This window comes from Kitasatospora sp. NPDC093558 (assembly GCF_040683475.1).
GTDB lineage: Bacteria > Actinomycetota > Actinomycetes > Streptomycetales > Streptomycetaceae > Kitasatospora.
This window is the reverse complement of the sequence record NZ_JBFBDY010000180.1, coordinates 1-12,090: the sequence shown is the minus strand read 5'-3', so window position 1 is coordinate 12,090 and position 12,090 is coordinate 1. Positions and strand designations below refer to the sequence as shown.

Annotated in this window: 12 protein-coding genes; 10 read left to right on the top strand and 2 right to left on the bottom strand. The window is 76.0% G+C overall.

Translation table 11 applies throughout. From position 1 onward, the window contains the following. Positions 1 to 80 precede the first annotated feature (80 nt). The 8 genes from AB0O00_RS18655 (at position 81) to AB0O00_RS18620 (ending at position 9,284) form a co-directional block, all read left to right on the top strand. Positions 81 to 2,366: a peptidase domain-containing ABC transporter gene (locus AB0O00_RS18655; RefSeq protein ID WP_363653075.1), complete on the top strand. Its 2,286-nt coding sequence runs from the start codon at positions 81 to 83 to the stop codon at positions 2,364 to 2,366. After that, positions 2,354 to 3,709, top strand: a complete 1,356-nt coding sequence (locus AB0O00_RS18650) for a condensation domain-containing protein (protein WP_363653073.1) — start codon at positions 2,354 to 2,356, stop codon at positions 3,707 to 3,709. Before AB0O00_RS18655 ends, AB0O00_RS18650 begins: the two co-directional genes overlap by 13 nt. Beyond that, the gene (locus AB0O00_RS18645) at positions 3,706 to 3,972 is read left to right on the top strand and encodes an acyl carrier protein (protein ID WP_363653071.1); all 267 of its coding nucleotides are present in this window, start codon (positions 3,706 to 3,708) and stop codon (positions 3,970 to 3,972) included. Before AB0O00_RS18650 ends, AB0O00_RS18645 begins: the two co-directional genes overlap by 4 nt. Positions 3,973 to 3,976: 4 nt before the next feature. Next, positions 3,977 to 5,401 (top strand): AMP-binding protein, encoded by a 1,425-nt coding sequence (locus AB0O00_RS18640; RefSeq protein ID WP_363653070.1) that lies wholly within the window; start codon positions 3,977 to 3,979, stop codon positions 5,399 to 5,401. Further along, positions 5,398 to 7,104: an AMP-binding protein gene (locus AB0O00_RS18635; protein ID WP_363653068.1), complete on the top strand. Its 1,707-nt coding sequence runs from the start codon at positions 5,398 to 5,400 to the stop codon at positions 7,102 to 7,104. The genes AB0O00_RS18640 and AB0O00_RS18635 overlap by 4 nt, the downstream gene beginning before the upstream one ends. Before the next feature lie 56 nt (positions 7,105 to 7,160). Next, positions 7,161 to 7,814: an LmbU family transcriptional regulator gene (locus AB0O00_RS18630; RefSeq protein ID WP_363653066.1), complete on the top strand. Its 654-nt coding sequence runs from the start codon at positions 7,161 to 7,163 to the stop codon at positions 7,812 to 7,814. A gap of 111 nt (positions 7,815 to 7,925) precedes the next feature. Next, a complete protein-coding gene (locus tag AB0O00_RS18625) occupies positions 7,926 to 8,840 on the top strand; it encodes a glycosyltransferase family 2 protein (RefSeq protein WP_363653064.1) in 915 nt (304 codons plus the stop codon). Positions 8,841 to 9,038: 198 nt separating this feature from the next. Then, positions 9,039 to 9,284 carry a helix-turn-helix transcriptional regulator gene (locus AB0O00_RS18620; protein ID WP_363653062.1) on the top strand — a complete coding sequence of 82 codons (246 nt, stop codon included), beginning with the start codon at positions 9,039 to 9,041 and terminating at the stop codon, positions 9,282 to 9,284. Between the two features lie 11 nt (positions 9,285 to 9,295). Here AB0O00_RS18620 and AB0O00_RS18615 read toward each other — a convergent pair whose 3' ends face one another. Both AB0O00_RS18615 and AB0O00_RS18610 read right to left on the bottom strand, forming a co-directional pair. Then, the gene (locus tag AB0O00_RS18615) at positions 9,296 to 10,189 is read right to left on the bottom strand and encodes an LPXTG cell wall anchor domain-containing protein (protein WP_363653060.1); all 894 of its coding nucleotides are present in this window, start codon (positions 10,187 to 10,189) and stop codon (positions 9,296 to 9,298) included. A gap of 103 nt (positions 10,190 to 10,292) precedes the next feature. Then, positions 10,293 to 11,216 carry an LAETG motif-containing sortase-dependent surface protein gene (locus tag AB0O00_RS18610; RefSeq protein WP_363653058.1) on the bottom strand — a complete coding sequence of 308 codons (924 nt, stop codon included), beginning with the start codon at positions 11,214 to 11,216 and terminating at the stop codon, positions 10,293 to 10,295. A gap of 232 nt (positions 11,217 to 11,448) precedes the next feature. On the opposite strand from AB0O00_RS18610, the gene AB0O00_RS18605 reads away from it, so the two are divergent. Continuing rightward, a complete protein-coding gene (locus AB0O00_RS18605) occupies positions 11,449 to 11,679 on the top strand; it encodes a hypothetical protein (RefSeq protein ID WP_363653056.1) in 231 nt (76 codons plus the stop codon). A 29-nt stretch (positions 11,680 to 11,708) separates the two neighbouring features. After that, positions 11,709 to 12,090, top strand: a 382-nt coding sequence (locus AB0O00_RS18600; RefSeq protein WP_363653054.1) for an amidase family protein, incomplete at its 3' end; no start/stop codon positions are given.

Sequence of the window (12,090 nt, the reverse complement as noted above, 5' to 3'; positions counted from 1 at the left end):
ACGGGCCACCACGCCGGGCGGACCGGCCCAGCCGATCCGCCCGGCGTCGCCGCGCAGCAGCGCCGAGAAGGAGGTAGGAGATGACGAGTGGCCGACGGTTCCGGGCCGAGGCCCTGGCACACCGCTACGCGCGCGACGGCCTGGGTCCGGTGCTCGGCCGGACCGGCGAGGCGCGCCGGCCCGGGCGCCCGTGGGACCGGATCCGCTCCGCCGTCGCCGACGCCCGGGAACGGCGGGGCCGCGCCCGTGTGCCGGTCTGCCTGCAGACCCAGGTCAGCGACTGCGGGCCGGCCTGCCTCGTCATGACGCTGCGCCACCACGGGATCGAGGCGGACCTCGCCGAGCTCAGGGCGCGGACCGACTCCGGCCGCAACGGCGCCTCGGCCCGCACCCTGCTGGACGCCGCCCGGCGCGCCGGACTGCGCGGGCGCGGCGTGCGCACCGACCTGGCGGGCCTGCGGCACCTGCCCGCGGGCAGCATCCTGTTCTGGAACTTCAGCCACTTCGTGGTGCTGGAGCGCTCGACCGAGGACTACACCGACGTCGTCGACCCCGCCCTCGGCCGTCGGCGGCTGAGCCCGGAGACCGTCGCCGAGTCGTTCACCGGCGTGGCGCTGGAGTTCGAGGCGCCGCTGGCACCGGCCCGCCCCCGCGTGCCCGGTGCCCCGGCGGACGCCGGCCCCTGGCGGCTGCTGCGGCACGTGCTGCCGCGCGGCCGTGACCTGCGCGGCATCCTGGCCGCCTCGGGCGCCCTGATGGCGCTGGAGTTCGTGCTGCCGGCCGCCATCAGCGTCATCCTCGAACGGGTGATCCCCGACCGGCTGACCGGCACCCTCTGGCTCGCCACGGCCGGCCTGGCCCTGCTCTGCGCCCTCTTCTTCGCCCTGCAGGTCCTGCGGTCCTTCCTGCTGACCAGGCGGCAGGCGGCGATGGAACGCGGTCTGACGTGGGGCGTGCTGGAGCACCTGGTCTCGCTGCCCTACGACTTCTTCACCGTGCACAACTCCGGCGACCTGGCGCTGCGGGTGCGCACCAGCGGCACGCTCAACCAGGTGCTCAGCATGACCGCGGTGTCGGCCGCCTTCGACGGCCTGCTGATCCTGGTCTACCTGGTCGCCGTCGTCGTGGCCAACCCGGTCCTGGCCGCCGTGGTCGTCTCGCTGATCGCCCTGCAGACCGGGGTGATGGCGCTGACCTGGCGTCGCCAGTCGCGGCTGAGCCAGGAGGTGCTGGAGCGCCAGACCCAGTCCCAGGGCGAACTCGTCGAGCTGCTGGAGTCCATGACGAGCCTGAAGTCCGCGGGCGTCGAGGCGCTGGCGGCCGAGCGCTGGTCGCACGCGCTGGTCGGGGAGGTCAACAAGCGCCTGCACGCCCGGCGCAGCCTGGCCACGACGACCGCCGCCGCGCGGGCGATCCAGTACTGCGCGCCCATGGTGGTGCTGGTCGTCGGCGTCTGGCGGGTGCTGGACGGCCGGGACTCCGCCGGTGCGACGCTGGCCTTCATGGCGCTGACCGCCTCGCTCTTCGCCCCGCTGGAGAGCGTCTTCGACACCGCCTCCCAACTGGCCACCGTACGACCGGCGCTGGTCCGCCTCGACGACGTGCTGTCCACCGAGCCGGAGCCGGCCGGCCGGCTGCTGCCCGCCGACGCCGGCACCCCGCTGGGCGTCACGGTGACGGACGTGACGTTCCGTCATCGCGGTGCCGCCCGTCCGACGCTCTCCGATGTCGGACTGCGCATCGAGCCGGGCCAGTTCGTCGCGGTGCTGGGCCGCTCCGGTTCGGGCAAGTCGACGCTCGGCATGCTGCTCGCCGGCCTGCACCGGCCGACCTCCGGCACCGTGCGGGTCGACGGGCACGACCTCACCGAGCTGGACGGCCCCGCCTTCCGCCGCCAGATCGCCTACGTCAACCAGAACGCCCACCTGTTCAGCGGCACGATCCGCGACAACATCGCCTTCGGCGCCGGCGAGATCACCCAGCCGGAGCTGATCGACGCGGTCCGCCTGGCCCGCGTCCACGAGGAGATCGCCGCCCTGCCGATGGGCTACGACACGCTGGTGGGCCCCGGCGGGCACGGCCTGTCCGGCGGGCAGCGCCAGCGGATCGTGCTGGCCCGCGCGCTGGCCCGCCGGCCGCGGCTGCTGATCCTGGACGAGGCGACCAGCGCCCTGGACCCGGCCCTGGAGAAGGAGATCTTCCACGGGCTGCTGGCCCGCGGCATCACCGTCGTCGCGGTCGCCCACCGGCTCACCGTGCTGGAGGCGGCCGACCAGGTCGTGGTGGTCCAGGACGGCCGGATCGTCCAGTCCGGCACGCCCGACGCGCTCCGGGCGGACGGGGGCGAGTTCCTGTGCCTGCTGTGACCGGCCCCGGCCCCGGCCCGCGGACCGCCCCGCTCACCTACGAGCAGGAGTGGTACGCCGCCAACACCAGGCGCAGCACGCGCGTGCCGCGCAACGTCCGGCTCTCGTACCGGATCCTCGGCCCGCTCGACCCCGAGCTCTTCGAGGAGGCCGTGCGGCTCTTCGTGGCCCGGCACGACGCGCTGCGGATGCTCCCGGTGCCGGCGCCCGGCGCGGCCACCGCCCAGCAGGTGCTCGCGGTCGATCCGGCGGACCGGCCCGTGCTCCACCGGTCCGTCACGGCGAGCTCCGCCGACCAGTTCTCGTACTACGCCGCCGCCGTGCTCTCGCGCGACGTGATCACACCGCTCACCGGTGACCAACGCCCGTTCACGCTACGGCTGTTGCGCCACGACGCCGGCCACCACGCCTTCCTGGCGACCTTCGGCAACCTCTTCTTCGACGGCCGGGCGCACGACCTGTTCACGCGCGAGGTCTGGCAGGACTACGCCGCGCTGCGCGACACCGGTGAGCCGGCGGTGCCGTCCGCGCCCTCGTTCGCGGAGGCCGCCCGCCGCCAGCGCGAGGGCTACGGCCCCCGGCACCTGGAACGGGCCAGGGCGAGCTGGCACCGGCGGCTGGAGTTCGCGGCCCGGCACCGCTGGCGGGAGTTGGACGGCGTCCGGCGCACCGCCGACGGCAGCGTCGGCGCCCGGCTGCCCGCGGCCACCGTCGCGGCGCTGCGCGAACACTGCCGGGCCACCCGGTGCACCGTCATGCACTGGCTCGTCGGCTCGTTCGTCCGGGCGCTGGCCCGCGAGGCCGGGCAGCCGCGGCTGAGCCTGTGGACCTCGGTGGACTCCCGGCGCCCGGCCGAGCGCGACGTCGCGGGCATGTTCGCCGGACCGGCGCCGCTGGCGATCGCCGACCCGGCGGCGGCGCTGCCCGAGGTGGTGGCCGAGGTCGGCCACGCGATGGTCGACGCCCTGCGCCACCAGCAGTTCACGGCAGGGGAACTGGCCGGGCTCCTCGACTCCCCGCCGGGCGCGGAGGCCGGCGGCGCCCCGCTCGCCCGCGACGTGTACGTCAACCTGCGCAGCTTCCCCGGCGACCACCGGCCGGTCCGGGCCGACGGGGAGCTGCGGATCACCGCCGACGCCTACCCGCTGCGCCGGATCACCTTCCAGGACTCCTCCGCCCTCCACCTGCGCTGCGACGAGTACCGCGACACCGTCCTGCTCGACCTGCTCTTCGACGGGCGGCGCGTCGGCGAGCCGCTGGCCCGCACGATCGTCGACCGGGTCGTCGCGGACGCCGCGGCCGTGCACCGGACCACCTCCGCCTCCCGAAAGGCCCTGCCATGAGTCCCCTGCCCCCCGACACGGTGCTGCCGCACGTGCTGGCGGCCGTCGCCGAGGTGTTCGGCGCCTCGGCGCGGCCCGACGACAGCTTCTTCAGCGCCGGCGGCGACTCGGTCGCCGCGGTGTGGCTGGCCGACCTGCTGGAAGAGCGGCTGGACACCGAGGTCGAGGTGTCCCTGGTGCTCTCGGCCGCGAGCTTCACCGCCCTGGCGGCCGAACTCGCGTCCGGCCCGGCACACTCCGGCACCACCGCCGAGAAGGGATGACCCCGTGCGGCCCTACCTCTGGAGCCCCTGGCGCAGCGCGTCCGCCGATCCCGGGCGCCTCGCCGTCGTGGCGGGCGACGACGCCTGCACCTTCGGCGAGCTGACCGCGCGGGCCGACGCCCTGGCCCTCGGCCTGCGCCGCCGCGGCGTCGCGGACGGCAGCGTGCTCTCCACCGACATTCCCACCGGCCCGCGCTTCTTCGCCCTCGCCCTGGCGGCGCTGGCCCACGGCTACGGACTGTTCCCGGTCGAGGCGGGCCTGCTGCGCTCGGCCGCGGGCCCGCGCCTGCTGGCCGACATGCGGGTCGTTCTGCACGTGACGGACGAGTCCACGGACGCCGGCACCCCGGTGCTGCCCTGCCCGGTGACGGGCGACGACGCGCTCGCGCGGCCGGCGACGGGTCCGGCGTCCTCGTTCCCGCCCGTTCCCGCCGGCTACCTGGCCTTCGTCACCTCGGGCACCACCGGCGAACCGCAGGCCGTCCCCCGGGTGCGGCCCCCGCGCCCGTACCGGGGCGTCGCGGTCGAGCAGCGCTATGCCGCCGGCCCCGACCAGGGCCCGCACCTGATGGCCAATCCGACCTACCACCTGGGGACGCTCGGTCCCGCCCTGTACGCCCTGCAGGCGGGCAGCGCCGTGGTGGTGCAACGCGGCTGGTCGCCCGAGCGGTTCGTCGAACTGGCCGACCGGCACGAGGCGGCCAGCACCATGCTCAGCCCCGACCTGCTGGTCGACCTCGTGACCGCCGGGCGGGCGCCCGCCCGGCCGCTGCGCGCCGTCTTCCACGGTGGGGCCGCCTGCCCGCCCGAGGTGAAGCGGGCCGCGATCGGCCTGCTGGGACCGGTGCTGCACGAGTACTACGGCACGTCCCGGAGCATCCTGACCGAGATCGACACCGCGGGCTGGCTGGCGCGTCCCGGCTCGGTCGGGCGGGCACTGCCAGGGATCCGGCTGTCCGTCGAGCGGGACGGCGTGCCGGTGGCCGCCGGCCGCCTGGGCGAGATCACGGCCCGGCTGCGCAGGGTCGACAGCGGGGACGGCGACGAGGTCCTGCGCACCGGCGACGTCGGCTACCTGGACGACGGGGGCCACCTCTTCGTCGTCGGCCGGGCCGACCCGACGGGCGCCGCCCACCTCGCCCTGCTGGAGCACCTGGCCCGGGGACTGCCGGGGGTCACCGACGTGGCCGTGGTCGACGGACCGGAACCGGTCTGCCACGTGGAGACCCGCGCCCCCGAACGGGACTCCGCGCTGGCCGGGGCGCTCGGCACGGCGGCCGTGGCCCACGGGCTGCCGGTGCCCCGGGTCGTGCTGCACCGCAGCGGCACCCTGCCCCGGACGGCGAGCGGCAAGATCCGGCGGGCCGCGCTGGCCTCCCTGGCCTCTGTGGCCTCTGTGGCCGCCCCGGGCGACCGGCGGCCCGGGTGACGACCGGCGCGCCGGCCGCCGCGGGCACGGCCCACGACTGGCTGCGCCGGGCGGCCCGGCAGCGGCCCCGGGCGACGGCGGTGACGCACTGGCGCGACGGGGCGGTCCGCGACGTGCTCGACTTCGCCGCGCTGGACGCCCTGGTGCAGCTGGCCGCGGCGGCGCTCGCCGCCCGGGTCCGCGAGCCCGGCGAGCGGGTCGTCCTCGCGCTGCCCAACGACGCCACGTTCACGGCCGCCCTGCTCGCCTGCCTGGCGGCGGGCCTGATCGCGGTGCCGGCGCCGGAGCCGACGGACGATCCGACGCCCGCCACGGCGGCCCGGCTGCGCGGGATCGTCGCGGACTGTCGGCCGGCGCTGGTGATCGGCCGCGGTGGACCCGCCGGGCGCGCCGTCGGCTGGGACGAGCTGATCGCCGGCGACGACGCGCCGGCTCCCGGCCCGCACCGACGCGCCGCGGACGGCATCGCCCTGCTGCAGTACACCTCCGGCTCGACCGGCACGCCCAAGGGCGCCGTGCTCACCCACCGGGCGATCGCCGCGAGTTGCGCCCAGGCCGCCGCGGCCTACGGCGAGAGCCCGCGCGACACCGCCGTCACCTGGGTGCCGCTGCACCACGACATGGGCCTGGTCACCGGCGTGCTGCGGCCCCTGTTCAGCGGCTACGCGTCGGTGCTGATGAGCCCCCGCGAGTTCGCCCGGACACCGGTGTCGTGGCTGCGGGCGATCACGGCGGCGCGCGGGACGCTCTCCAGCGCGCCGGACTTCGCGTACGGGCTCTGCGTCCGCAGGGTCCCGGCCGGGCAGACCGGGGAGCTGGACCTGTCCGCCTGGCGGGTGGCCCGCAACGCGGGCGAGGTGGTCCGGGCCGACACCGCGGACCGGTTCACCGCGCACTTCCGCGCGGCGGGCTTCCGGGCCGACGCCTTCTGCCCGTCCTACGGGATGGCGGAGGCGACCCTCACGGTGACCGCCAGCACCCCGCGGCAGCCACCGGTCCGGCTGGCCGTCGACCGCGACGCGCTGCGCGCCGGCCGGGTGCGGCCCCGGCCGGCCGAACCGGCTCCCGCCACCGGCCCGACGTCCGTCCTGCTCTCCTCCGGCCCGCCGCTGCCCGGCACCCGGGTGTCGATCGGACCGCCGGACGATCCGCACGATCAGCACGATCCGCATGATCCGCACGGCCGCCCCGACGCCGGGCGGGTCGGCCCGGTCTGGATCAGCGGGCCGCAGCTCTTCTCCGGCTACTGGCCCGCCCGGCCGGACACCGGCACCGGGCCCGGCCGCTGGTACCCCACCGGCGACCTGGGCTTCGTCCACCGGGGCCACCTGTTCGTGCTGGGCCGTGCCGACGACACCGTGGTCCAGAACGGACGCAACGTCCACGCCTCGGACATCCGCGCCGTCTGCGCCGGCATCCCCGGCCTGCGTCCCGGCCGCTGCGTCGCCTTCACCCTGGACGCCCCCGGCGGGCCGCGGGTCTGCCTGGTCGCCGAGCTGCGCGCCGGCCCCGCCGCCGACGACGTCCGGGCCACCGACACGCTGGTCCGCGAGATCCGCTCCCGGCTGGCCGCCGAACTGGAGCTCTACGTCCACCACGTCGAGCTGGTGCCGGCGGGCGAACTGCCCGTCACCACCAGCGGCAAGCCGATGGTGACCGAGACCCGCACGCGGTTCGCGGGACGCGTGCCGAGCGCGCGGTAGCGCCCCTTTCCGCCGACCGGCCCGCCCCCGGAACCCGCCGACCCCTGGAACCCGCCATGTCACCTGTGCACCGAACGGCCGCCCCCTCCGGGCGGCGCCCGGCTGGCTCCACCCCCAGGGCCGCCGGCCCGGCCCCGGCCCCCGCCGCCGCCCGGCTGGGGCTGGACGGCCGTACCCGCCCCCAGCGCACCTGCCTGCACCTCCCCCACGACCTGCCGCTGGGCGACTGGCTCCGGGTCGGCCGGCAACTGCTGGCCGTCCTGGACTCCTCCGCCTGGTGGGCCGGGGATTGGCTGGTCTTCGGCAGCGCGAGCTACCCCCAGCGCTACCGGACGGCGATCGAGAGCACCGCGCTCGACTACCAGACGCTGCGCAACTACGCCTGGGTGGCCCGCAAGTTCGCGCCGTCCCGGCGCCGGCCGGAGCTCAGCTTCCAGCACCACCAGGAGGTCGCCGCGCTGCCGCCGGAGCAGCAGGACCGCTGGCTCGACCAGGCCGTCGAGCACGGCTGGTCGAAGGCCGAACTGCGGCGCCGGCTGCGGGCCGGGAGGGCCGGCGCCGCCGCGCCGGCCGAGCGTCCGGCCCGGCTCAGCCTGGAGGTCGCCCCGGACCGCTGGGAGGTCTGGCGGCAGGCGGCGGAGCGCGAGCAGCAGGAGGTGGCCGAGTGGCTCACCGCGCTGGCGGACCGGGCCGTCGGCTGCGGCCCCTGAAGGCCCGGGCGCGCGCACGATCCCGTCAAAGGTCCGCGTCGGTCCCGTCAAAGGTCCCGTCATCCCGGATTCCGCCGGCACCGGCACGGTGCGGAAGGAGAGAACAGAACAGTGGCCCACGAGATGGACGGCCCGCCGGTCCTGGTGCCGATCCCCTACTTCGGCTGCCCGGACTACCTGCGCAGGGCGGTCGACAGCGTCCTCGCGCAGACCCACCGCAACGTCCGGGTGGTCGTGATCAACGACGCCGACCCGAGCCCGCCCTGGCCGCTGCTGGCCGACCTGACCGATCCCCGGCTGTGGCGGGTGGACTTCCCGGACAACAACGGCGTGTACTTCGGCATCTCGGCGGCGCTGTACTCCGGTGCCGCGGACTACCTGCTGATCCAGGACGCCGACGACTGGAGCGAGCCCGGGCGGGTCGAGGCGCTGCTCGCGGAGCTGCGCCGCAGCGGTGCCGGCCTGGCCGTGTCCGCCCAGACGGTCCACTACGCGGGGGGCCGCCACTACCGGGACGGTTCGCCGCGCGGTTCCTACCTGGAGGACGCCTCGGCCCGGCTGGCCCGCCCGGCGAGCGAGGACTACTACATGCCCTGCAACCACCACGGGCTCTACCGCGCCGACTTCCTGCGCCGGCTCGGCGGTTACTACGGCGGGTTCCGCTTCTCGTACGACGGGCTGATCATCGCGGTGTCGCACGCGCTCGGCGAGATCGGCTACGTGCCGCGGCCGCTGTACCACCGGCTCCGGCGGCCCGGCTCGCTGACCACCCGGCCGGAGACCGCGGAGGGCAGCGAGCGGCGCAACGCCGTCGACGCGTGCCTGGCCGGCCTGTACCGCACCCTGTTCCGGGCCCTCGGCAGCGACCCGGACCTCGTCGCGCGCATGGACGCCCACCTGCTGACCCACCTGCCCGAGCACGAACGGCGGAAGCTGGCCGGGTACGCCGAGCAGATCGCGCACTTCCTGCGGGAGCCGTCGACGGCCGTCTGCCGGATCGAGGCGCCGGCCCTGCGGACCGGCTGAGCACCGCCGGTCCCGGCCATCCGGATGGTCCCGGCTGTCCGGATCATCCCGGTTGGGGGCGTTCCGTCCGCCCCTCGCCTTGCTGTCTGTCAGCTTGGTGAGGTGCGGACGGCCTGGAGACGCGCGGTGCGGGCACGGATGCTTGCTCCGTGAGACGGGGTCCACCAGGCCTCGTCGGGAACCCAGGGGAGGCCTGGCATGGTCGTGAGCACCGACTCCGCATCGGCCCTGAGCCACCGGGAGCGCGAGATCCTCGCCGAACTCCCCGGCGGCGCGACGTACCACGCGATCGCCCGGCGGCTGGGCCTGAGCAAGCACACCGTCGACACCTACATCCGGCGCATCCGGGACAAGACCGGAGCCGTCAACCGCACCGAGATGGTGGTGCTCGCCCTGCGCCTCGGGGAGCCCGGCGTCCCCGTGGGGGCCGGCGCCGTGGACTGACCGGCTGCGGGTCAGTCTTCTTCTGTCGCGGTCTCGCGGCGGCGGGTGAGCAGGAGCAGGGCCGCGCCCAGGGCGATGGTGGCGGCGCCGGTGACCGCGATGGGGGTGGAGTTGGTGCCGCCGCCGGTGTCGGCGAGCTGGGCGGGCGTGCGGGTCGGGCTCACGGCGGGGGCGGGGGTGGCCGGGGCGGACGTGGCGGAGGTGGTCGCCGGGGCGTGGTCGGTCACCGTGAAGGTGCCGCCGGCGCTCGCGGTCAGCTGGGGGCAGGTGTACTTCTTCGCTGGGGCCGAACCGCTCGGCAGCACTTCGGACTTGGCCGCGAACGCGAAGCGGTACTCCCCGAGCGCCGCGCCCGCCGCGGCCGTCACCCGCACCTGGAGGGTCAGCTTCCGGCCCCGCTCGACCTGGTAGGTGCCGGCGTTCGTCCCCGTGAGCGGCTTCCAGTCGCCGCCGGGCGCGTGCAGCTTGACGTCGAGCCCGGTGGCCGCGCCGTCCTTGCCGGTCAGCGTGAAGGTGGTGGCCAGCTCGTGGACCGTCGCGCTGCTGGTGTTGTCGAAGGTCACCGACAGTTCGCCGGGCGCTCCGCCGGTCACCACGGCGCCGCCCGCCGGGCCGGTGGCGGTGGCCGGCACCGGGGAGGCCATCGGGCCCTCGGGGCAGTCGGACGGCCAGGGCGAGCCGGTGGCCGCCGGGGTCGCGGCGGCGGTGGGCGTGCCGGTCGCGGTGGGCGTCGCCGCCGGCGTGGTGGCGGGCGCGGTCGGCTCCCCGGTCGCCGGGGCGGTCGGGCTCGCCGAGGTCGTGGGGGCGGCGTCGGCGAGGGCCGGGGCGGCGCCGGCGGCCACCGTGCCGGCGGTGAGCACGAGCAGGGCGCAGGCGGCGGGCAGCCGGGGGGAACGCATGGTCATGGCTCCAGCGGTGGGGTCGGGTGTCGCTCTCCGGCTGGGAAGACCACCGGGGGGCGGGAACGGTTGTCCCCGCCCCCCGGCCAGTCTCATCGAGGGCGGGAATTCAGCTGTTCGCGCCGGCCTTGCGACGGCGCAGGAAGAACAGGGTGCCGGCGCCCGCGGCGAGCACCGCGGCACCGCCGAGGGCGATCGGCAGCGTGTTGGACGAGGCACCGGTCTCGGCCAGGTGCGGGCCCGCGGAGGCCGAGGCGGACGGCGACGCGGAGACGGCGGCCGGGGCGGACGGCGACGCGGTGGTCGCGGCCGGGGTGGTGGCGCCCGAACCCGGCTCGGCGACCTGGAAGTTGCCCACGTGGTCGGCGAGGAACTGGGTGCAGGCGTTCGGCTTGTCGTTGGCCGGGGTGGGGACCTTGTCGTTGTCGAACGCGTCCGACCCGGCCTCGTAGTTGCCGCCGTACTTGCCGGCCGGGGCCTTGGCGTTGACGGCGATCCGCAGCTGGACGGTGAACTTCTCGCCCTTGGCCAGCTTGAAGTCCTGCATCTGCAGGACGCGGTCCTTGTCGTTCAGCTGCTTCCAGCCGTCGGCGGTCTTCAGCTGGATGGTGAAGAACTCCGGGCTCCAGTCGACCGGGCGCTCCTGCATCTCGTCGGTGAGGTAGAGCGCGTGGTGGACGACCGGCAGGTCGACGCCGCTGGCGTTCTCCCAGGTCAGGGTCATCTCGGCGGCCGGGCCGCCCTTGACCAGCGTGGTGCCGTACAGGCCGGTGGCGGTGACCTTGAGCAGCGGGCTCTGGTAGACGCCGCCGTGGCAGTCGTTGTTGGTCGGCGCCGGGACGGGAAGGCCGCTCGGCTTGGCGGTCGGCGCGCCCGTGGGGGTGGGGGTGCCCGGCGCGGTCGTGGCGGTGGGGGTGCCCGGCGTGGTCGGGGTCGGCGTGACGCCGACGGCGCTCGCGGTGGCGGCGCCGACCGTGGCGCCGAGCGAGAGCGCCACCAGGGTGGACGCGGCCAGGAGGCGGGAAGAGCGCACGGTCAGATGCTCCAGCTTCGGGGGAATTGTGTCTGTTGTCCGGCGACTTGGGGCAGCGACGGCGGGGCGTCGGCGGTGGTCGCGCCCGCGAACCATACCGGTCGGTGGTGGCCTGTTCTCGACCAGGGGGTGTCCAAATTTGATCGATGCCGAAGGAGGCTTGGCGCGGCCCGTGCTCCGGCCCCCGTCCGCCCCGGTTGCCGGGCGGTTCGGGCGGCCGGACGATGGGGGCATGATGCACCAGATGCGAGCCGAGTACGGCGCCGGCGGTCCGCCGGACGGGGTGCGGCTGTGGCACATGGTCCGGGGCACCGAGCAGGTCGCGATGTGCGGCCGGGAGCTGGAGGCACGGGCGCCGGTCCGTGAGGCGGTCGACTGGGGCAAGACCCCCGAACTCTGCTGCCACACCTGCGGGGCGTACTACCTGCGCGAGTCGCCGTACCTGGGCGCCGAGCACCAGTAGCGCCCGTCGCGCGGGCTACCGTGATCGGCATGGAGGAACCCCTTGTCCGGCCCCGGTCGCTGACCCGCGAGGCCGCCGAACTGCGCGGCGGCGAGCCGCCGTTGACCGAGCACGTCGAGCGGCTCTGCGCCCGCGTCGAGCAGATCGACCCGCTGATCCACGCCTTCGTCCCCGAGCCGGGGCGCCACCACCGGCTGCACGGGGAGGCCCGCGCGCTGGCCGCGAGGTACGGGGAGCCGGCCGACCGGCCGCCGTTGTACGGGGTGGCGGTCGGGATCAAGGACATCATCCACGTGGACGGCCTGCCCACGCACGCCGGTTCGGCGCTGCCGCCGGGCGTGCTCGCCGGGCCGCAGGCCGTCGTGGTGGACCGGCTGCGGGCGGCCGGGGCGCTCGTGGCGGGCAAGACGG